Origin of the sequence: Mesorhizobium sp. B3-1-9 (assembly GCF_006439595.1) — a bacterium.
In the GTDB taxonomy this organism is placed as follows: domain Bacteria; phylum Pseudomonadota; class Alphaproteobacteria; order Rhizobiales; family Rhizobiaceae; genus Mesorhizobium.
The window spans coordinates 1-19,397 of sequence record NZ_VFTJ01000038.1; the positions used below are offsets into that span (position 1 = coordinate 1).

Genomic DNA, 19,397 nt, shown 5'->3' on the forward strand with positions numbered 1-19,397 from the left:
ACCGACCAGAGTTTCAGTGCCATCATCCATCTCGCTGCCGCCGTCATAAACTCACGATGAATCTCAACAAGCCCTAGTCGGCAAAGAGATCAGTCGAAGCGTGGCTGGAATCTTGGCTTGACTGTAGCGGACGGTCGGCGCCATGGTTCATCTTGGGGGGAGGGACGCCGTGGCAGCCGCGAAGGGACTCCTTGTAAAGGTTCGTGGCGACGGCGCGGGGCTCTCGGTGCGAGGCGGGCCGCCGCGGATTGGCGGGATCGAAGCCGAGCCGATCCTTACTCTCCCGCCTGGCGCTGTAAGCGCCGGTACGGCCGCGGCCGCGGACCGCGGCGCCACCTGGCTCCGCTTGGCCACGGATGCCGCCGAAGCAGACAATCCCTGGGACCACGCTCACGATCTTGTCGCCCGGACTCCGGCGCTGGCCGCCGCAGGGAGCGAGGTGCTCGCGGTCGAGCCCGATATCATGCAGCAATGGGATTACAGGAACAGCGCCGGCGATCGCGGCATGGCGGCAAGCGCGGCTCCGACATGTACTTTCGACGATCAGGATCCGAGCGGTGGACAAGCGACGGTGTCAGGCCGGGTCGCATGGAATGCCGCGCCGGACTTCAGCCAGTTCAAGGCCGCGCGCGAAAGCGTCGGCGCCAAGCAGGCCAACATCACCATCGCCCATCTCGATACCGGTTTCGATCCCGGTCACGAAACCCTTCCAGCAGGACTTCTTACAGCCCAGCAGCGCAATTTCGTCGACGACGGGAACGGCCCGAACAACGCGACGGACCACGCTCCGGCCGGCACGCTGACCAGCAATCGCGGCCATGGAACCGGCACACTCAGCCTGCTGGCCGGCAACAAGCTCGACGGCACGTCGCCGCACTGGCCGGGCTTCACCGACTTCGTCGGGGGCGCGCCACTGGCGAAGATCCTGCCGGTGCGCATCGCAGACTGGGTGGTGCGGCTGACCACCGGCACCATGGTGCAAGGCATCGACTACGCGCGCCAGCAGCGCGCGCAAGTATTGTCGATGAGCATGGGCGGCCTCGCCTCGCAGGCTCTGGTCGACGCCGTCAACCTTGCCTACGACCACGGCGTGGTCATGGTCACGGCGGCCGGCAACAATTTCACCATCACGCCGAGCAGCATCGTTTATCCCGCGCGCTACAACCGGGTGCTTGCGGCCTGCGGCGTGATGAGCGACGGGCGCGCCTATGCCGGGCTCGCCCTCGGCACCATGCAAGGCAATTACGGGCCGCCTTCGAAGATGAGCACGGCGCTGGGAGCCTACACACCGAACGTGCCCTGGGCCGAAATCGATTGCCGCAAGGTGGTCGACATGGACGGCAACGGCACCTCGGCCGCCACCCCCCAGGTCGCTGCCGCGGCCGCTCTGTGGCTGGCCGAGCATTGGGACGTGGTGAAGAATTATCCCCAGCCATGGATGCGGATCGAGGCGGTCCGCAAGGCGTTGTTCGCGAAGGCCTTGAAATCGACGGCCAAGATGAATGCGGCGGAGACGAAGGAGAAGATCGGGCAGGGCGTCTTGCGGGCCTTCGACGCGCTGGGCTTCCCGCCGCCGGCGGCGAACAGCCTGACGAAGCTCGCTCGAGCCACCTACACATGGAGTTGGCTCGACCTTTTGACCGGCGGGAATTCGTTGGCGGCGCTCCCGCCTGCGACGCTTCGGCAGCGAATGATGTTTGCGCTGGAACTGACGCAGATGGCGCAAGGTGCGGCGACAATCGAGCAGGCGATCGCCGACCCGGACGGCGATCCGGGCAATATTTCGGCCGCGGCCCGCAACCGCTATCTCGAAGCGGCACTCGACCAGGGCAACCCGTCGAAGCCGCTGAAGGCGTTTCTGGAAGGTTTGCTCGGACGGCCGGGCGCCAGCGCGGCGGTTCCGGCGCCGGTCATGGGCCCCGCGCCGGCTATCAAGCGCAAGCCGCGGCCGCTGCCGCCGCCGCAACGGCGCCTGCGCATCTACGCGCTCGATCCTTCGGTGGCGAAACGGCTGGATTCGGTTTCGGTCTATCAGGCGATGCTTTCCGTGCCGTGGGACGACGAACCAGCGACGGACAGGCCTTTGCTGCCGGGGCCGATCGGCGAATATCTCGAGGTGGTCGATGTCGACCCCGCGTCCGACCGCGTCTACGATCCGGTAGACCTCAACGACAAGGTGCTTCTGGCGCAGGACGGCCTGCCGCCTTCGGAGGGCAATCCCAAATTCCACCAGCAGATGGTCTACGCCGTCGCCATGACCACGATCGGCCATTTCGAGCGCGCGCTTGGCCGGCGGGCGTTGTGGGCGCCGCATTATGCCGAGGCTCCCGGCCGCAGCGGCGACATGACTGTGAAGGCGCATTACGTGCCGCGCCTGCGCATCTATCCGCATGCGTTGCGCGCCGAGAATGCCTATTACAGCCCGGAAAAGAAGGCGCTGCTGTTCGGCTATTTCCCTGCGACCAGCAACGAGGGCGACGTCACCACGCCCGGAACGACGGTGTTCTCGTGCCTGTCCAGCGACATCGTCGCGCATGAGATGTCGCATGCGCTGCTCGACGGGCTGCACCGCCGCTTCCAGGAAGCGTCCAACCCGGACGTGCCGGCCTTCCACGAGGCTTTCGCCGACATCGTCGCGCTGTTCCAGCATTTCACGCTGAAGGAACTGGTCAGCTTCGAGATCGGCAAGGCGAGGGGCGAATTGTCGGCCGCCTCGCTGCTTTCCGGTATCGCCAAGCAGTTCGGCGAAGGCAGCGGCCGGGCCGGGCCGTTGCGCGAATATGGCGGCGCGGGCATGGCCGATCTCGACTACGACAAGACCTTCGAGGCGCATGACCGGGGCTCGATCCTGGTCTTCGCCGTCTACCAGGCCTTCCTGGCGATCACCGACCGGCGGACCGACGATCTGATCCAGCTTGCCACCGGCGGCTCCGGCATCCTGCCGGCGGGAACCTTGCATCCGAGCCTGGTCGAACGCCTGACCGACGAGGTCGCCAAGACCGCCAGGCAGATGCTGACCATGTGCATCCGCGCGCTCGACTATTGCCCTTCCGTCGACATCACCTTCGGCGAATATCTGCGCGCGCTGATCACCGCCGACCGCGACGCCTATCCGGACGATCCGCTGCACTACCGTCTGGCTTTCCTGGAATCGTTCCGCAAATGGAAGCTCTTGCCGCGCGACGTGCGCACCATCTCGGAGGAGACGCTCGCCTGGAGCGCGCCGGAAGATCCTTCTCCGACCTGGCTGAAAGGCCTGCTCAGCAAGATCGACCTCGGCTGGAACCAGAAATTGAAGCGGGCCGAGATCTTCGCGCTCAACGACAAGAACCGCTACACGCTGTGGAAGGCGATGCACAAGACCTTCGCCTCCAACCCGGACCTCTACAAGCAGTTCGGCCTGCTGCCGGATCTGCCGCGCTACAATGAGGACGGGACGGTCATGCACGCGCCGAAGAAAGGCGAGACGACCTTCGACATCTACAGCGTGCGCCCGACGCGCCGCGTCGAGCCGGACGGCTCGTTCCGCGTCGAGGTCGTGGCGGTCATCCAGCAGCGGATTCCGGTCGCGCTGGACGGTACGGCGATGCCGCAAGGCATGGCCAAGGGCGACGGCTTCTTCTGGTTCCGGGGCGGCGCCACCATCATCATAGACCCGCGCGAGGGTTTCGAGGAGATCCGCTACTCGATCATCAAGAACACCGGCAGCGCGGACCGGCAGAAGCGTCAAGCCGGGACTATGGCCGCCAATTACCTGTCGCCGCTCAGAGCGCTCTATTTCGGCGGCGAAGTGTCGGAGCCCTTTGCCCTGCTGCATGCCAGCGATGGAGACGACGACCATGTCTAGAAAGCCGGCGACGAGGACAAGGCCGGCAAAAGCGGCTGCTGCGCCGGCATCGGGCGCCACCGTCCGGCATTACTGCCAGGGCATCGGCGACTGCCATCTGCTTACCTTCAAGAAGGCAGATGGAAAGCCATTCCGCATGCTCATCGATTGCGGCATCCATGTCTCGATCGCGGGCGGTCCGGCGCTGGTCGGCGACATCGTCGCCGACATCAGGAAGGAGACCGGCGGCAAGATCGACATCCTCGTCGTCACGCACGAACACTGGGACCATGTCTCCGGGTTCCTGACGGCGAAGGATCTTTTCAAGGATTTCGTCGTCGGCGATGTCTGGATGGCGTGGACCGAAAATCCCGCCGACGCCGAGGCGGCGGAACTCGACAAGTTCAAGGGCCAGGCAATCGCCGCGCTGCAGGGCGTGGGCCAGAAGCTTGATGGGATGCAAGGGCTCAGTTCCTACATGGCCGGCGTTCGTGACGGCCTGCAGTCCGTGCTTGGCTTCCAGTTCGGCGCCGCCGGGGAGCGTGTGCGCGCGGCCCGCGACGCGGCGGCCAGGCTTTCGCAAAAACCGTCGCCGACCTATTTCGAGCCTGGCGGACCGCCGGTGACGATCGACGCATTGTCCAACCTTCGCGTCTATGTGTTGGGCCCGCCGCGCGACAAGGCGGCGCTGCGGCTGGAGGAGAAGGCGAGCGAGATGTTCCCGCTGGCCAGCGGCGGCCCGTTTGCGCGAGCGCTGGCCAGCGGCCTCAAGATGAACGAGGCGGCAGACGCTAATTATGTCGACGAGCTCAGTCCGTTCGAGCGCAATGTCGGCACGCCGCTTTCCGCGGCGCTCAACGGCGACAAGGGCAGCGACCCGGCCGTCGATGTCGCCACCTTCGTCCGCAAGCATTATTCCGGGCCGGTTGCGGCCGCGGCGTCGATGGAAGACCGCGACCAGTCCTGGCGGCGCATCGACGCCGACTGGATGGGGATCGCCGCAGACCTTGCCCTGCAGTTCGACCGCGGCGTCAACAACACCAGCCTGGTGCTGGCCTTCGAGTTCATCGACAGCGGCCGGGTTCTCCTGTTCCCCGGCGACGCCCAGATCGGCAACTGGCTGAGCTGGAAGGATCTGAAATGGCCAGTGGGGCAGGGCACCGTCACATCAGCCGATCTTCTGGCGCACACCGTCTATCTCAAGGTCGCGCATCACGGAAGCCAGAACGCCACGCCGGAGAAACAGGGTTTTGACCTTCTGACGAGCAGCGACCTGTCGGCTTTCATCCCCACCAACAAGAACGATGCCTTGAAAGTGCATTGGGGCGAGATGCCCTATGACGGCATCCTGACCGCGCTCGAGACAAAGACAAAGGGCCGCGTCATCCGCGCCGACGATCCATGGCTGGCCGACAAGAACGGAAAGCCGGCTTTTGCCGCGCCGTCCGGCTCGATCCAGGCGGTGCGCAGTCTGCCGCGCGATGCGGCACGCGGACCAGGCGGACTGTGGGTCGAGGTGGAACTGGTCTAGGACCACCGGAGCGCCGCCGCGCGGCAGGCGCCGATCAGTCCGGCTTCAAGGCCGATTGCGAAAAATCAAAAACCGCTCTATGGAGCGAACGGCTGAGTGAGGGCGGCCACTCAACACATTGCACAAGGTCGCCCCATGCCCGATGCATTCTCACGCGTCATCGCCTTCCTTGCCGTGGTCACGGCCCTTTTGTTTGCTGGGCTGCATTTCCACCAAGGCCACATCATCGCCACGCTCTATTTCATGACCGGCGCCATTCTGGTGACGGCCGTGACGCGCATGAATGTGCGCAGAGGGTTGATTTAGAGCCTAACCGGTTCGGCTCGACAGTCGTTCGAAGATCGTCGGCACATCGCCTTGACTTCGAGAGCTTGCCTACCTTATATCGCGGCTCGCTTCGGCCTTCGGGCAAAGAGCGGGCGATTAGCTCAGCGGGAGAGCACACCCTTCACACGGGTGGGGTCGCAGGTTCAATCCCTGCATCGCCCACCATCCAACAGCTTGATAATGTTGGATGAATGGCCCGACGAATTCTTCGACAATTGCACTGGGGAGCCAGCTCAGCGCGCGGCCGCGATCAGCCGCTCGGCCAGGTCCGGCGTCAGCGTGTCGAAATGCGAGATCACCAGCGTCGGCTCGAATTCGCGCACATGGCGGTCGGTGTAGCCGAAATCGACCGCGACCACCGGAATGCCGGCCGCCTTGGCGGTGTCGATGTCGGTTTGCGAATCGCCGATCATCAAGGCGTTCTCCACATCGCCGCCGGCCAGCCGGATCGTCTCGGTGAGATGGCGCGGGTCAGGCTTGCGGAAGGCGAAAGTGTCCTGGCCGCAGATCGCGGCAAAATACTTGGCAAGCCCGAGCGCGCCGATCAGCGCCACGGAATTGGCCTCGTATTTGTTGGTGCAGACCGCCATCAGATAGCCGGCGGCCTGGAAACGATCGAGCGCGGCAACGACGCCAGGATAGGGGCGGGATTTGCCGGGAATGTTCAGCGTGTAATGGTCGAGGAACAGGTTCAGCAGCCGGTCGTGCTCTTCCGCCACCAGCGCCTTGTTCTGCGCGGCATGCGCGCGTTCGATCATGACGCGCCCGCCATGGCCGACGAAGCGCCGGAAACCGGCTTCGTCGACAGCGGCGAGGTCGCTTGCCGCCAGGCTGTGATTGAGGCTGTCGAGCAGGTCCGGCGCCGTATCGACCAGCGTTCCATCCAGGTCGAAGACGATGATCGGGCTCGGCATGGCGCGTTCCTGTAGCGATTGAATTGCCGCAGCCGATACAGGTTGGGCCCGGTTCAAGCAAGAAGCCTCGATCGGTCCACAGAGCCTTTGAGAGCGGCCCTTTGACGGGACAGGCAAAAATGCTAGGAGGCGCGCGAAACCGGCGAAATCGGGGCTCCCCATGGATGCAAGGCAGTTGAAGGTCGAAGCCGCGCGGGCCGCGCTCGCCCATGTCGGCGACGGCATGCGGCTCGGCATCGGCACCGGCACCACGGCGGAAGAATTCGTGCGGCTGCTGGCCGAGAAGGTTGCGACCGGCCTCAAGGTCATTGGCGTGCCGACTTCCGAGCGCACCGCGGCGCTCTGCCGCGAACTCGGCGTGCCGCTGTCTACACTGGAAGAGACGCCGGAACTCGACCTCACCATCGACGGCGCCGACGAGGTCGATCCGGACCTGACCCTGATCAAGGGCGGCGGCGGCGCACTGCTGCGCGAGAAAATCGTCGCGGCGGCATCCGACCGCATGATCGTCATCGCCGACAAGTCAAAGATGGTCGGGACGCTCGGCCGGTTCCCGCTGCCGATCGAGGTCAACAAATTCGGCCTGCGCGCCACCGAGATCGCGGTTCGAGCCGCCACCGCAGAGCTCGGCCTTTCCGGCCCGGTTACATTGAGGATGACGGGGGGCCAGCCATTTGTTACAGACGGCGGCCACTTTATCCTCGATGCATCTTTTGGCCGCATTCCGGATACAAGAGCGCTGTCGAATGCTCTCTTCGCCATTCCAGGCGTTGTCGAGCACGGTCTATTCATCGGGCTGGCGTCAACGGCCATCATCGCCGGCGGCGACGGTATCGAAACCGTCCATGCAGCCTGAAACCAGGGAGTTCTATCGACCATGATGTTGCCTAAACGAGTTCGCCGCTTTTCGATGCTTCTGGCGGCCTCGGCCGCCCTTGCGCTGTCTTCGCCGGTGTTTGCGCAGGATGTCAGCGAATCGCATCTGAAGGCGGCGCGCGCGGCCGTCGCGGCGATCCATGCCACGGACACGTTCGACAACATCCTGCCGCAGGCGGCCGGCGCGCTCGAGGCGCAGCTCATCCAGAAGAACCCCGACATGCAGGAGCTGATCGGCAAGACCGTGGCCGAGAAAGCGCTCAGCCTCGCCTCGCGGCGCGCCGATCTCGAAAAAGAAGCAGCACTTGCCTATGCCAAGGTGTTTTCCGAGCAGGAGCTCAACGACATCGCCACCTTCTACAGCTCGGAAGCCGGCAAGAAGCTGCTGGACAGCGGTCCCGCGGTGACGCGCGACCTCGTGAAGGCCGCCGACATCTGGCAGAACGGCGTCGCCCGCGACCTCGCCCAGCAGGTCGGCGAAACGATCGCCGCCGCCGCCAAGGCCGCGGCGCCGGCAGCACCGGCTCCGGATGCCACCGCGCCCGCCGATGGTTCCGCTCCCGCCGACAATTCGGCCCCGGCGGACGACTCGCAGAACTGATCCCAGTCAATCCGCCGACGGCGGCTGGACCACAAAGCCCGGGTTTGCCCGGGCTTTTCTTTTGCCGCTTTGCAGCCTACCTGTGACCCGTCTTTCTCATCCGCAGGAGCCCACGCGATGGCCGGTTATGACTATGATTTGTTCGTCATCGGCGGCGGCTCCGGCGGGGTGAGGGCGGCCCGGGTGGCGGCGGCCCTCGGCAAGCGCGTCGCCGTCGCGGAGGAGTACCGTTTCGGCGGCACCTGCGTCATCCGCGGCTGCGTGCCGAAGAAGCTCTATGTCTATGCCTCGCAATTTCCCGAACATTTCGCCGACGCCGCCGGCTATGGCTGGACGGTGCCCGAGGCAAGCTTCGATTGGCAGACGCTGGTCGCCAACAAGGACAAGGAGATCGCGCGGCTCGAGGCGATCTACAAGAGGAATGTCGAGGGCTCCGGCGGCGAGACCTTTCATTCGCGCGCCGTGCTCGTCGACCAGCACAGCATCTATCTGGTTGCCGAGGACCGCACGGTCAGCGCCGACCAGATCCTGATCGCCACTGGCGGCCGGCCGGCGCCGCATCCGGCGCTGTCAGGCCACGAATACTGCATCTTCTCCAACGAGGCCTTCGATCTCAAGGAGCTGCCGAAGGCGATCATGATCGAGGGCGGCGGCTACATCGCTGTCGAATTCGCCAACATCTTCCACGGCCTGGGCGTCGACACCACGCTGGTCTATCGCGGCCAGGAGATCCTGAGCCGCTTCGACATGGATTTGCGCCGCTCGCTGCATGAGACAATGGAGAAAAAGGGCATCAGGATCCTCTGCCCCACCGTTTCGGAATGGGTGCGCAAGACCTCGGAGGGCCGGCTCGACGTGCTGCTGTCTTCCGGCCAAACCCTGACGGTCGACCAGGTCATGCTGGCGATCGGGCGTATTCCCAATACCGAGAATATGGGCCTGGAGGGCGTCGGTATCGAACTCAGCAAGACGGGTGCGATCGTGGTCGACCAATATTCGCGCACCAATGTCGACAACATCTGGGCGATTGGCGACGTCACTCATCGCGTGCAACTGACGCCGGTGGCCATCCACGAGGCGATGTGCTTCGTCGAGACGGCCTTCAAGGACAACCCGACCGCGCCGGATCACGACACCATTCCGACCGCGGTGTTCTCGCAGCCGGAGATCGGCACCGTCGGCCTGTCGGAGGACGACGCGATCAAGCGCTATCCCGATGTTGAGATTTATCGCGCATCGTTCCGTCCGATGCGGCACACGCTGTCCGGCCGCGACGAGAAGATGCTGATGAAGCTGGTGGTCGACGGCGCGTCAAGGAAGGTGATCGGCGCCCATATTCTAGGCCCCGATGCCGGCGAGATGGCGCAGCTTCTCGGCATTCCGCTGAAGGCAGGCCTGACCAAGGACGATTTCGACCGCACCATGGCCGTGCATCCGACGGCGGCCGAGGAACTGGTGACGATGTACAAGCCGACCTATCGCGTGAAGAACGGCGAACGCGTCTGACATCTCAGGATTTCAGGGAGCCTGCGATGTCCGCCACCGCCGCGCCGCTGGACCGCAATTTCGCCCGGCGCGTCGATCAGGTCGTGGATGGCGCGATCGAGGAGCGCCGTATCGTCGGCGCGGTCGTTCTCGTCGCCCGGCGCGGCGAGATCCTTTATGGCCGCGCAGCCGGGGTCGCCGACCGCGAGGCGAACGAGCCGATGCGACAGGACGCGATCTTCCGCCTGGCCTCGGTGACCAAGCCGGTCGTCGCCACCGCGGCGCTTGCCTTGGTCGAGGCTGGCGTGATCGATCTTGCCGATCCGGTGACGAAATTCATACCCGAGTTCCGACCGAAGCTTGCCGACGGCAGCGAACCCGCCTTGACCATCCGGCATTTGCTCACCCATACAGCCGGCCTCGATTACGGCTTTCGCCAGCCCGCCGGCGGTCCTTATCAACGGGCCGGTATCTCGGATGGCCTCGACCAGCCGGGCCTTTCCATGACCGAGAACCTCCGCCGCATCGCGTCGGTGCCGCTTTCCTTCGAGCCGGGCGCGGGCTGGGGCTATTCGGTGGCGATGGACGTCCTGGGCGAGGCGATGGCGAGAGCCACGGGCGAGACCTTGCCGGACCTTGCCGAGCGCCTGGTCGCCAAGCCGCTCGGTATGAGCGACACGGCTTTTGCCGTCCGTGACCGGGCCCGGCTGGTGACGCCTTACGCGGACGGCCCCGGCGGGGCAGTCGCCATGGGCGAGCATCATCTCGTGCCTTTCGGCGATGGCGCCATCTCGTTCACGCCCGGGCGCACTTTCGATCCCGCTTCCTTCGCATCCGGCGGCACCGGCATGAACGGAACGGCCGGCGATGTCCTGAAGCTGCTCGAAGCGCTGCGGCGCGGAGACGGGACGGTCATCCGCCCCGAGACGGCAACGGCGATGACCAGGGATGCGATCACAGGTCTGGAGACGACCATGCCCGGCTGGGGCTGGGGTCTGGGATTTGGCGTGTTGCGCGACCCGGTCGCGGCGGCAACGCCGCAGACTCCGGGCACCTGGCGATGGGGCGGCGTCTACGGCCATTCCTGGTTCGTCGACGCGGCGCTTGAGCTGACCGTGGTGGCGCTTACCAACACGGCGATCGCCGGCATGATGGGCGCCTTCCCGGACGCGATGCGTGACGCGATCTACGGCCGCCAGGCCGGGTGACGGAGACAACCCGCCGCCGGTAAATACCGGCGGCGGTAAAGTTTTCAGGCCTAAAGCGCGTCGCGTCGAAACGGATTCACGCGACGCGCTTTAGGTCGTTGCTTGATGCATGTCGTTGTCGCAAAACCGAGGTCACTTTTGCGCGACATGCATTAAAGCAGCGTGCCGCGCAGGATCACCAGCGCCACCGAGAAGTAGATGACCAGCCCGGTGACATCGACCAGCGTGGCGACGAACGGCGCCGAGGCGCTTGCCGGGTCGAAGCCGATGCGCTTCAGCGCGAAGGGCAGCATCGATCCCGACAGCGAACCAAAGGTGACGATGCCGACCAGCGCCGCGCCCACCGTTGCCGCGATCAGCATCCAGTGCGGGCCGTAGTCGTAGAAGCCGAAATACTGCCAGAGCGCGATGCGGCAGATGCCGACAATGCCGAGGATCGAGCCGAGCACCACCCCGGTCGGCAGCTCGCGCAGCGCCACCCGCCACCAGTCGCGCAGCCCGATCTCGCGCAGCGCCAGCGCGCGGATGACGAGCGACGTCGCCTGCGAGCCGGAATTGCCGCCGGAGCTCATGATAAGCGGGATGAACAGCGTCAACACGATCGCCTTTTCCAGCTCGCTCTCGTAGCTTTGCATGGCGTTGGCCGTAAGCATCTCGCTGAGGAACAGCGCGCAGAGCCAGCCGGCCCGCTTCTGGATCATGGCGAGGAAGCTCATCTTCATATAGGGCTCGTCGAGCGCCTCCATGCCGCCGAAACGATGCACGTCCTCGGTCGTCTCCTCGATCATCGTGTCGATGATGTCGTCGACGGTGACGATGCCGAGGATCCTGCCATGGTCGACCACCGGCAAGGCGAGCAGGTCGTATTTCGAGATCGTCTGCGCCAGGTTCTCGCGATCGGTGAGCGGCGTCACCGTCACCGGCACGCGATCGGGCGCTACCGACAGGATCGGATCCTCCGGGTTGCCGGTGATCAGCCGGCGCAGTCCGGTCGAACGCAGCAGGAGCTGCGTCTCCGGATCGACGATGTAGATGGCGTAGATGGTTTCGCGGGTGCGCTCGACCTTGCGGATGTAGTCGAGCGTGCGCCCAACGGTCCAGTCCGAGGGCACGCTGACGAATTCCGTCGTCATGATCGAGGCAGCACTGCCTTCCGGATAGCCAAGGATGGATAGCAGCGTCGCGCGCAGCGGCGTGGCCAAGGCGCCGAGCAGCTCCGAGCGGGCCGGCTCATCCAATTCGCGCAGAATGTCGGCCGCGCGGTCGACTGACATGGCGGTCAAAAGCTTGCTTGCCTTGGGACGGGGCAGGGCTTCGGCGAGCTCGGGCGCTGCTTCGAGCTCCGGCTGGTCGAAAATCTCGACCAGCCGCTCGAACGGCACGGCGCAAAGCAGCTCGATGGCCGTCTCGCGGGGTTCGTGGTTGAGGGCTTCGACGACGTCGGCGACGTGATCGTTGGCAAGAACACGGGCGACGGCGGTTGCTTCGTCGTCCAATACGGGGGCGAATTCGTTCATGGCTCACTCCTTGCCGTCCGGCAGGACGTGAGCCATCAGGTCACGTCAGGGCGGACGGCGGTTGCGTTCGACTGTGACTGTCGCCAGGCATGGCGGGTTGACCTTTCTGCTCGCCGGGTTCGAGTTTGAATTTGGCGAGCGGGCGCAACATAGGAGCGCTTTTTGCCGAGTCAATTGTCAAAAGCTCGGAAATCGGGTGAGGGGAGGTCGGATCGCGAGACTGTGATCGGCAGCCGCAGCAGCCAAGCCATGGAAGCAGTTAAAAGCTTGGCCTGACTGCTATTTCTGCTTCAGCCGGCGGAACCGCAGCCATTTGTCCTCGGCCGGCCGCGGCGGCTGGGTGAGGATGGTGGTGAGCTCGCGCGGCAGGCTGGGAGCGAGCGGCTTCTTGGTGGCGACGCCGTCAGCGATCGCGACCACGCTGTGGTAGAAATCCTCGCCCGTAAGCGAGCGCGGTGGCACTGCCTCATGCATGACGCTGATGACGGTGACGTTCGCGCAATTGTCCTTGATCGCCTGGTGGAAGGCGATCTTGCCTTCGGGATCGAGCGCGCCGGTCGCCTCGTCGAGGAACAGAAGTCCGGGCTGCCGCAGGATGATGCGGGCGACCACCAGCTTCTGCTTCTGGCCGCCCGAAAGCACCTGGTCCCAGACCTTGCCCTCACGGCTCTCGTCGGCCAGGTGCCCGATGAAGTCGCCGAGACCGGCTTTATGCAGGGCTGCGGCGACCTGCGTGTCGCTATGGTCGTTCTCGGAACCCGGCAGGCAGACGAGCTGCTTTAGCGAGACCTGCTGCAGCTTGACCTCCTGGGCGGCGTAGAAGCTCGTCACGCCTTCCGGGAAAACGATGGTGCCGCGGCCATATGGCCACAAGCCATTGATCGCCTTGATAAGCGAAGTCTTGCCGCAGCCGGACTCACCCTTGAGGAAGGTCCATTCGCCGCGACGGAAACGCAGATTGGCGGCGCTGAGGAAGGGCGTCGCGTCTTCGCCCTGGTGCGCCAACTCGAGCTTCTGGATGGTGAGGCCGAATACGGGGTTCTGGGTGGCGTAGCTGAAGTCGGAGCGGCCGGTCTGCTGATAGAATTCCTGCGGGTGCTGGACGTTCTCGATGGCGTTGGCGAGTTCGGTGACGCGCTGGCTGTTGGCCCGCAGCGTGGCAATCGCCGGCATCACATGGATGAACCACGAACACTGGCTGATCAATTGGGCGACCATTTCGGAGCCGGTGATGTAGCCCTTGTAATCGAGGCGGTTGTGGATGAACGACACGAGGCCGGGCGAGTAGGCAACGATGCGGGCGCCGACAAAATTGTAGATCAGCTCGAACGACGTGTAGCTGGTGTTGACGATGTTGAGCCGCCCCCATGTCTTGTCGATATCGACATAGAGCCGGTCATGCATCGACTTCTGCACGCCCTCGCCATGCGAGGCGGCGACGTGGAAGCTGCGGCGCAGGAATGTCGTCAGTTCGCTGCGGTAGCTGCCCTCGGCCTGCTGCATGCGCACATTGAGCCGCTCGAGCAGGCGCCCGAGCTTGACCGCGATCCAGGTGTTCAGCGGCACATAGATGGCGACGGCAAGGAATGCCAGCACCGCGGTGCCGTAGCTGCCCAGGAATTCCAGGCCCTTGACCTCGACCGAGGACCCAATCAGGTTTTCACCGATGAAATAGAGCGAAGTCGCGACACCCAGCACGCCCATGGCAAGCCCGATGGCGCCGCCGGTCATGTCCTTGATCGATTCCTGGATACGCTGGTCGATGTTGTCCGGAGCGACGATGCCGCCGGCCGCCGAACCGTGCTGGGCGTGGAAATGGGTATGGTTGCCGTCGAGCAGGGCCTGGTTGAACTGGTTGTTCAGCCAACCCCGCCATTTGCGATGCAAGGTCGTTGAAACGAGATTGCGCACGCCGGTGAAGCCGGCATCCTTCAGCACGACCAGCAGCACCAATATGCCGGCATTGGTCAGGATGGTCTGCAACGGATGGGGGTTGGCGGCGTCGTGGAGAAAGGCGATCGAATTGCCCAATTCGCCCAACGCCACGGCAAACCAGACGCCAGCCTTGCTGGACAATGCCGTCAGCAGCGCAATGACGACGGTGAGGGTCCAGGCTTCCTTCCACCGGTTGGAGAACCAGTAGGCTCGCATCAGCCCCCAGAATGTACGCATCGACGATACCGGCGTGAGGGACGAGGTCTTTGCCTCGCTGGATGTTTGCTCCGGTACTGTACGTTGCGGTCTACCGACCCAAGTCACGATCCCGCCCAAACCTTTCTAGTTTTGTTACACATGGTAACACCAATTGATCATTTTCCATTAATTTTCTGCCGGCGAATGTGAACAGGGTTACCCGCCGTGTCCCGAGGGCAACAGAAAGGCCACGCCGAGGGGCGCCTATCGAGCTGATTTCGTCTTTTATTCCAGTGCGTTAAAGGCGATTGCGCCAGCCGGCGGCAACCTTCCCTTGGGGAAGCGGAAAACACGGGTTTGTGAATGGAAAAGAGGTATCCGCGGGCCGGGATGGCTACTGGGCGGTGACCGGAATGCCCGAAAATTTACCGTCAATGAGATCTTCGGGCTTGCCCGATTCGTCTTTTCCCGACGCGCTGAAACGACCGGAAACGGTCTTTGCGGCGGGATCGTATTTGTCGACGACGATCTCGCCGCTGGCGAAGCGGACATGGCCGACCATGGCGCCGGAATCGAGAATGTTGAAGCTGGCGCTGTTCGCGGACGACCCGGTCTTGAGCGGATAGGTGCCGGCAAAGTCGTTCGGATCTTTCAAAACGAGCATCGAATTGAAGGTCATGGTCGGCGAGCCCTGTTCTGTTCCCGACAGGTTCAAAACCGGCTTGCCGCCCATCTGCATCGTCTGGGCCAGGGTAAAGGACGCCGTCCAGGGTTTGCCTTCGAAGGTCGCCGACATAACGGCTTCCTCGGCCGATACGCGTTGCAACGACAATGGGAGCCCCAGGGCAAAAGGCAAAGAGAGCAGCAACAATGCGCCATGCCTCACTGCCATTTATGTCGCCCTCAAATCAGCCAAACCCCCTCTCAATCCTAGCCCAGCGCCGTGTCCGAGGCGATTCACCAGATCGTGTTCGGCCAGGACGGGCATGATTTTGACAACACGCCGTGCGGCAACATCGGTTGCATTTATACGCCGAAGGGCGGCACCAGCACCTGCCAGCCGTAGGATGGCGGCCGGAGCTTTCCTGCTTACGCGTCGAGCCCAGCTACGTCACCGTAATCCTGGGGCCGAAAGGGCCGGCGACACTGATCAAGAATCCCGGCGAGCAGGGCTGTTGCAGCGACGTGACCAAGCTTGGCTACGGCAACAGCTGGAGCAGGGGGCCGTTTCCTGCCAGTCGTCGAAGAAGGGCTTAAGCTGCACGGGCAGCAATGGCCATGGCTTCTTCCTGAGCAAGGCCAAAGCGACCGCGAAGTAGGAGCACGGAAAAGCGCGCGGCGTCAGGTAGCGCGGCTTCGCCGCAGCCTTCCGCCCCGATTGCGCGGAAGGAGCATTCAGTTCGCGGTTTCGAGCTCGCCGCGCGCCTTGGCCTGGGCCACCTGGCGGATCGCGTCGGCAAGCGTGTCGGCATCCTGCGCGCCCATCACCGCGTATTTGCCTTCGAGCAGGAAGCAGGGCACGCCGGTGATGCCCATGCGCGAAGCTGTGGCGATCTCGTTGCGGACTGCCTCGACGTCGGCATCGGTCGGCAGCAGCGTTTCGACCACAGACGCATCCATGCCGGCCACGCCGGCGGCCTTTATCAGCACCGCGTGGTCGCCGATGTTCACGCCTTCCTCGAAATTCAGCTGGAAGAGGCGGCGCACCAGCCGGTTCTGCACGTCTTCACCCGCGGCGCCCGCCCAGCGGATGACGCGATGAGCGTCGAGCGTATTGGCCGCGATCTTGATGGCGCCAAATGCAAAATGGATGCCCTCGGCCTCGCCGAGCGGTTCGATGCGCGCGTGGATCTGTTGGACGCGTTCCTCGCTGCCGAACTTGCCGAGCATGTATTGACGGCGATCCATGCCCGCCGGCGGGATGGTCGGATCGAGCTGGAACGGCCGCCAGCTGACATGCACGTCGACATCGCTTGCAGCAGCAATGGCCTTGTCCAGCCGCTTCTGGCCGATGAAGCACCAGGGGCAGACAACATCGGACACGACATCGACGGTGATGGAGTTCTCGGCGCTCATGCTCGTTTCCTTTTTGGTCCCGATTATGGCTGGGCTTGCCTCAGTCGGGCTTTCGCCACCAGGTCGGCAGCTGATAGCCGAATATGGGGGTCTTTTGCGGATGTTCCAGATAACTCCAGTAAGCAAGCCATTGCTGCGTGTTGTATTGCATCGGCACTAGGTAGTTGCCCGAGATCAGCAGCCGGTCGAGCACGCGCACCGCCGCGACATAGTCTTCCTTGGTGCGGCCGTTCAGCATGGCGTCGATCGCGGCGTCGATCGCCGGATCGGCGACGCCGGCGAGATTGAACGATCCTTCTGTCTTCGCGGCGATCGATCCCCAACGGCCGAGCTGCTCGCTGCCGGGCGACAGCGAATTGCTGAAGCCGCTCGCCCCGATCAGAACCTCGAAGTCGAAACGCTGCTTGCGCGACTGGATCTGGTCGCCGTCGAGGGTGCGGATGCCGACGTCGATACCGATCTTCTCCAGCGTGCGCTGGTAGACGGCCGCCAGCCGCTCTTCGTCCTGGGATGAGGTCAGGATCTCAAAGCCGAACGGATTTCCTTGCGCGTCGAGCATCTTGCCATCCTGCACATGGAAGCCTGCACCTTTCAGCAACTCGAAGGCCGCTTTGAGCACCTTGCGGTCCTGGCCCGAACCGTCCGTCACCGGCGGGCGCCAGGTGCCGTCCATCACATCTGGCGGCACGCGGCCGGGATAGGGTGCAAGCAGCGCCTTTTCACGATCGTCGGCCGGGTGGCCGAGCGCCGAAAGCTCGGAATTCTGCCAGTAGCTCATGGTGCGGTTGAACTTGCCGCCGAACAGGTTCTTGTTCGTCCATTCGAAGTCGTAGAGCATGCCGAGCGCGCGGCGGACAACGGGATTCTCGAACTTCGGTAGCCGGGTGTTGAACAGGAAGCCGGTCACCACCGGGGGAATGCCGGTGTTGAAATATTCTTCCTTCACATCTCCCTTTCGGAAGGCCGGAAAGTCGATGTCGCGCTCACGCTTGACCGGATCGGTCTCGTCATCGAGGGCGCAGATTCCTTTCTTGAACGCTTCCGTCTTGGCGTTGGCGTTGAGAAAATACTCGATGGTGATCCGGTCGAAATTGTCGAAGCCGCGTTTCGACGGAATGTCCTTGCCCCAATAGTCCGGGTTGCGCTTGAAGACGATGCGCTGTCCCGGCAGCACCTTATCGACGGTGTAGGGCCCGCTGCCGATCAATGGCTTCAGCGTGGTTCTGTCGAACGTGTCCTTGTCGAAGGCGTGCTTAGGGACGATCGGTGTCAGCGCGACGATCATCGGGAATTCGCGGTTGGCCTTGTCGTTGAACGTGAATTTCACGCTGTGGTCGCCGGTCTTTTCCAGCTTGGCGATCATGCTCATGCGGTCGCTGTAGGGCGGGCGGCCCTTGTCGGTAAAGACGTTATAGGTGAACAGCACGTCCTCCGGAGTCACCGGCTGTCCGTCCGACCATTTTGCGTTGGGGTTGAGATGGAACTCGATGCTCTTGCGCTCCGGATCCATGTCGGCGCTGTCGGCAAGCAGCCCGTAAAGACTGAAGGGCTCGTCATAGTTGCGCTGCATCAGCGGCTCGAAGACGAGATTGCCGTAAACGGTATCGATCATGCCGCGCGCCGTCGTGCGCAGGCTTTTCAGGATGAAGGGGTTGAGGTTGTCGAAGGAGCCGACGACGCAATAGGTGACGCTTCCGCCTTTCGGCGCGTCCGGATTGACGTAGTCGAAATGCTGGTAGTCGGGCGGCAGCGCCGGCTCGCCTTGCATGGCAATGCCGTGCTTCGGCTCCGACTGTGCCGGAAGGAGCGAAAGAGCCAGAAACGAGGTCGCGGCGATCAGCCGAACGAGAACGCGGTCCATGACCGTCTCCTTGCCGGGCGGCTTTGTGATTCGCCATGCACCGTAGAGCATTTCGCCACCCGATTGAATCGGTGCCCGATTGGGAATCGGGTTCGGCGGCTCGAGCGCCGATCGACGCTCGCCTCCGGAAGAGGAAACCGCGAAGAAATCGCGGAAACCGGGCTGGATTCGACGCGGCTGGCAGTGTAACACGCGCTCCGAAGTCATCCTGTTGCCTCATTTGGGCAACAGGTAGCTGGACCACACGGCACGAAGAAGCCGGTCCCCGGGATCATTTAAGAGGAAAGTGCACCATATGACGATCAACGCGTACCGCCTTTCGGTGCTGGCCGCAGGCGTGGTCGGCGTTCTGGGCGCCGGGCTTTTCACCGCCTCGGCCCAACAGCAGCCGCAGATCCCGCAGGGCTGGTTCAAGGCCTGCACCAAGCAGGAAGACGTCGACATCTGCAATGTGCAGAACATCGTCACCGCCGGCAACGGCCAGCTCGTCACCGGCGTCAGCCTGATCGAGCTCAAGGGCAAGGTGAACCGCAAGGTCTTCCAGGTTACGGTTCCGACCGGCCGCCTTGTGCCTCCGGGCATTGCGCTCCAGATCGATGCCGGCAAGGCGCAGAAGCTCGACTATGTGATCTGCTTCCCGGATCGCTGCGTCGCGGAAGTGCCGCTGAGCGACCAACTCGTCGCTTCCTTCAAGAAGGGGCAGGGGATCACGCTCACGTCGATCAACTTCCAGAACCAGCCGAACCCGATCAAGATCGCGCTCACCGGCTTCAGTGGCGCCTATGACGGCCCGCCGCTGCAGCAGTCGGACATCGAGGACCGGCAGAAGAAGCTGCAGGACTTCGTCGCCAAGAACAATCAGGACTTCGCCAAGAAGCTCAAGGACGAGCAGGACAAGGCCAAGACCGCGAACTGATCGCGGAAGCGTGTTTCTCGGAAAACAAAAAAGCGGGGCAAATGCCCCGCTCAGACTGCTGACGAACCCCGTCGATTTTCGGCGGGGTTTTGTTTTATGTGATTGAAGAGTTTTGAGAAGTTGGTG

Annotated in this window: 14 protein-coding genes and 1 tRNA gene; 9 read left to right on the plus strand and 6 right to left on the minus strand. The window is 63.7% G+C overall.

Annotated elements, in window-relative coordinates:
• Positions 1-346: 346 nt before the first annotated feature.
• The 4 genes from FJW07_RS31100 to FJW07_RS31110 all read left to right on the plus strand — a co-directional run bounded on the left by FJW07_RS31100 (position 347) and on the right by FJW07_RS31110 (position 5,849).
• Positions 347-3,847, plus strand: coding sequence for a S8 family serine peptidase (locus FJW07_RS31100; RefSeq protein ID WP_246680927.1), 3,501 nt, complete (start codon positions 347-349; stop codon positions 3,845-3,847).
• A complete protein-coding gene (locus tag FJW07_RS31105; protein WP_140860823.1) occupies positions 3,840-5,357 on the plus strand; it encodes an MBL fold metallo-hydrolase in 1,518 nt (505 codons plus the stop codon). Before FJW07_RS31100 ends, FJW07_RS31105 begins: the two co-directional genes overlap by 8 nt.
• Before the next feature lie 135 nt (positions 5,358-5,492).
• Positions 5,493-5,663, plus strand: a complete 171-nt coding sequence (locus FJW07_RS31880) for a hypothetical protein (protein WP_181164840.1) — start codon at positions 5,493-5,495, stop codon at positions 5,661-5,663.
• Between the two features lie 111 nt (positions 5,664-5,774).
• Positions 5,775-5,849: transfer RNA gene (locus FJW07_RS31110), tRNA-Val, on the plus strand.
• A gap of 68 nt (positions 5,850-5,917) precedes the next feature.
• Here the strand turns inward: FJW07_RS31110 and FJW07_RS31115 are convergent.
• Positions 5,918-6,598 (minus strand): phosphoglycolate phosphatase, encoded by a 681-nt coding sequence (locus tag FJW07_RS31115; protein WP_140708970.1) that lies wholly within the window; start codon positions 6,596-6,598, stop codon positions 5,918-5,920.
• A gap of 160 nt (positions 6,599-6,758) precedes the next feature.
• On the opposite strand from FJW07_RS31115, the gene rpiA reads away from it, so the two are divergent.
• The 4 genes from rpiA to FJW07_RS31135 all read left to right on the plus strand — a co-directional run bounded on the left by rpiA (position 6,759) and on the right by FJW07_RS31135 (position 10,768).
• Positions 6,759-7,454, plus strand: coding sequence for a ribose-5-phosphate isomerase RpiA (gene rpiA / locus FJW07_RS31120; protein ID WP_140860829.1), 696 nt, complete (start codon positions 6,759-6,761; stop codon positions 7,452-7,454).
• 21 nt (positions 7,455-7,475) lie between these two features.
• Positions 7,476-8,075, plus strand: coding sequence for a DUF2059 domain-containing protein (locus FJW07_RS31125; protein ID WP_140657829.1), 600 nt, complete (start codon positions 7,476-7,478; stop codon positions 8,073-8,075).
• A gap of 117 nt (positions 8,076-8,192) precedes the next feature.
• On the plus strand, positions 8,193-9,581 hold the full coding sequence (gor, locus tag FJW07_RS31130) for a glutathione-disulfide reductase (protein ID WP_140860831.1): 1,389 nt from the start codon (positions 8,193-8,195) through the stop codon (positions 9,579-9,581).
• A gap of 26 nt (positions 9,582-9,607) precedes the next feature.
• Positions 9,608-10,768, plus strand: a complete 1,161-nt coding sequence (locus FJW07_RS31135; protein ID WP_140860833.1) for a serine hydrolase domain-containing protein — start codon at positions 9,608-9,610, stop codon at positions 10,766-10,768.
• A 152-nt stretch (positions 10,769-10,920) separates the two neighbouring features.
• Here FJW07_RS31135 and mgtE read toward each other — a convergent pair whose 3' ends face one another.
• From mgtE to FJW07_RS31165, 5 genes are all read right to left on the minus strand, one after another.
• Entirely contained in the window at positions 10,921-12,285 is a 1,365-nt protein-coding gene (mgtE, locus tag FJW07_RS31140; protein WP_140657823.1) for a magnesium transporter, read from the minus strand.
• A gap of 279 nt (positions 12,286-12,564) precedes the next feature.
• Positions 12,565-14,457, minus strand: coding sequence for an ABC transporter ATP-binding protein/permease (locus tag FJW07_RS31145; protein WP_181182781.1), 1,893 nt, complete (start codon positions 14,455-14,457; stop codon positions 12,565-12,567).
• 355 nt (positions 14,458-14,812) lie between these two features.
• Positions 14,813-15,304, minus strand: a complete 492-nt coding sequence (locus tag FJW07_RS31150) for a DUF6252 family protein (RefSeq protein WP_181182782.1) — start codon at positions 15,302-15,304, stop codon at positions 14,813-14,815.
• 509 nt (positions 15,305-15,813) lie between these two features.
• Positions 15,814-16,494: a DsbA family protein gene (locus FJW07_RS31160; protein ID WP_140860839.1), complete on the minus strand. Its 681-nt coding sequence runs from the start codon at positions 16,492-16,494 to the stop codon at positions 15,814-15,816.
• A gap of 40 nt (positions 16,495-16,534) precedes the next feature.
• Entirely contained in the window at positions 16,535-18,355 is a 1,821-nt protein-coding gene (locus FJW07_RS31165; RefSeq protein WP_140860841.1) for an extracellular solute-binding protein, read from the minus strand.
• A gap of 295 nt (positions 18,356-18,650) precedes the next feature.
• On the opposite strand from FJW07_RS31165, the gene FJW07_RS31170 reads away from it, so the two are divergent.
• Entirely contained in the window at positions 18,651-19,271 is a 621-nt protein-coding gene (locus tag FJW07_RS31170) for an invasion associated locus B family protein (RefSeq protein ID WP_095765425.1), read from the plus strand.
• Positions 19,272-19,397: the final 126 nt, after the last annotated feature.

Bases quoted from the DNA above. Each gene is read 5' to 3' on its own strand.
- FJW07_RS31105 (WP_140860823.1), top strand. From the start codon at position 3,840: ATGTCTAGAAAGCCGGCGACGAGGACAAGGCCGGCAAAAGCGGCTGCT.
- FJW07_RS31880 (WP_181164840.1), top strand. From the start codon at position 5,493: ATGCCCGATGCATTCTCACGCGTCATCGCCTTCCTTGCCGTGGTCACG.
- FJW07_RS31115 (WP_140708970.1), bottom strand. From the start codon at position 6,598: ATGCCGAGCCCGATCATCGTCTTCGACCTGGATGGAACGCTGGTCGAT.
- rpiA (WP_140860829.1), top strand. From the start codon at position 6,759: ATGGATGCAAGGCAGTTGAAGGTCGAAGCCGCGCGGGCCGCGCTCGCC.
- FJW07_RS31125 (WP_140657829.1), top strand. From the start codon at position 7,476: ATGATGTTGCCTAAACGAGTTCGCCGCTTTTCGATGCTTCTGGCGGCC.
- gor (WP_140860831.1), top strand. From the start codon at position 8,193: ATGGCCGGTTATGACTATGATTTGTTCGTCATCGGCGGCGGCTCCGGC.
- FJW07_RS31135 (WP_140860833.1), top strand. From the start codon at position 9,608: ATGTCCGCCACCGCCGCGCCGCTGGACCGCAATTTCGCCCGGCGCGTC.
- mgtE (WP_140657823.1), bottom strand. From the start codon at position 12,285: ATGAACGAATTCGCCCCCGTATTGGACGACGAAGCAACCGCCGTCGCC.
- FJW07_RS31145 (WP_181182781.1), bottom strand. From the start codon at position 14,457: ATGCGTACATTCTGGGGGCTGATGCGAGCCTACTGGTTCTCCAACCGG.
- FJW07_RS31160 (WP_140860839.1), bottom strand. From the start codon at position 16,494: ATGAGCGCCGAGAACTCCATCACCGTCGATGTCGTGTCCGATGTTGTC.
- FJW07_RS31165 (WP_140860841.1), bottom strand. From the start codon at position 18,355: ATGGACCGCGTTCTCGTTCGGCTGATCGCCGCGACCTCGTTTCTGGCT.
- FJW07_RS31170 (WP_095765425.1), top strand. From the start codon at position 18,651: ATGACGATCAACGCGTACCGCCTTTCGGTGCTGGCCGCAGGCGTGGTC.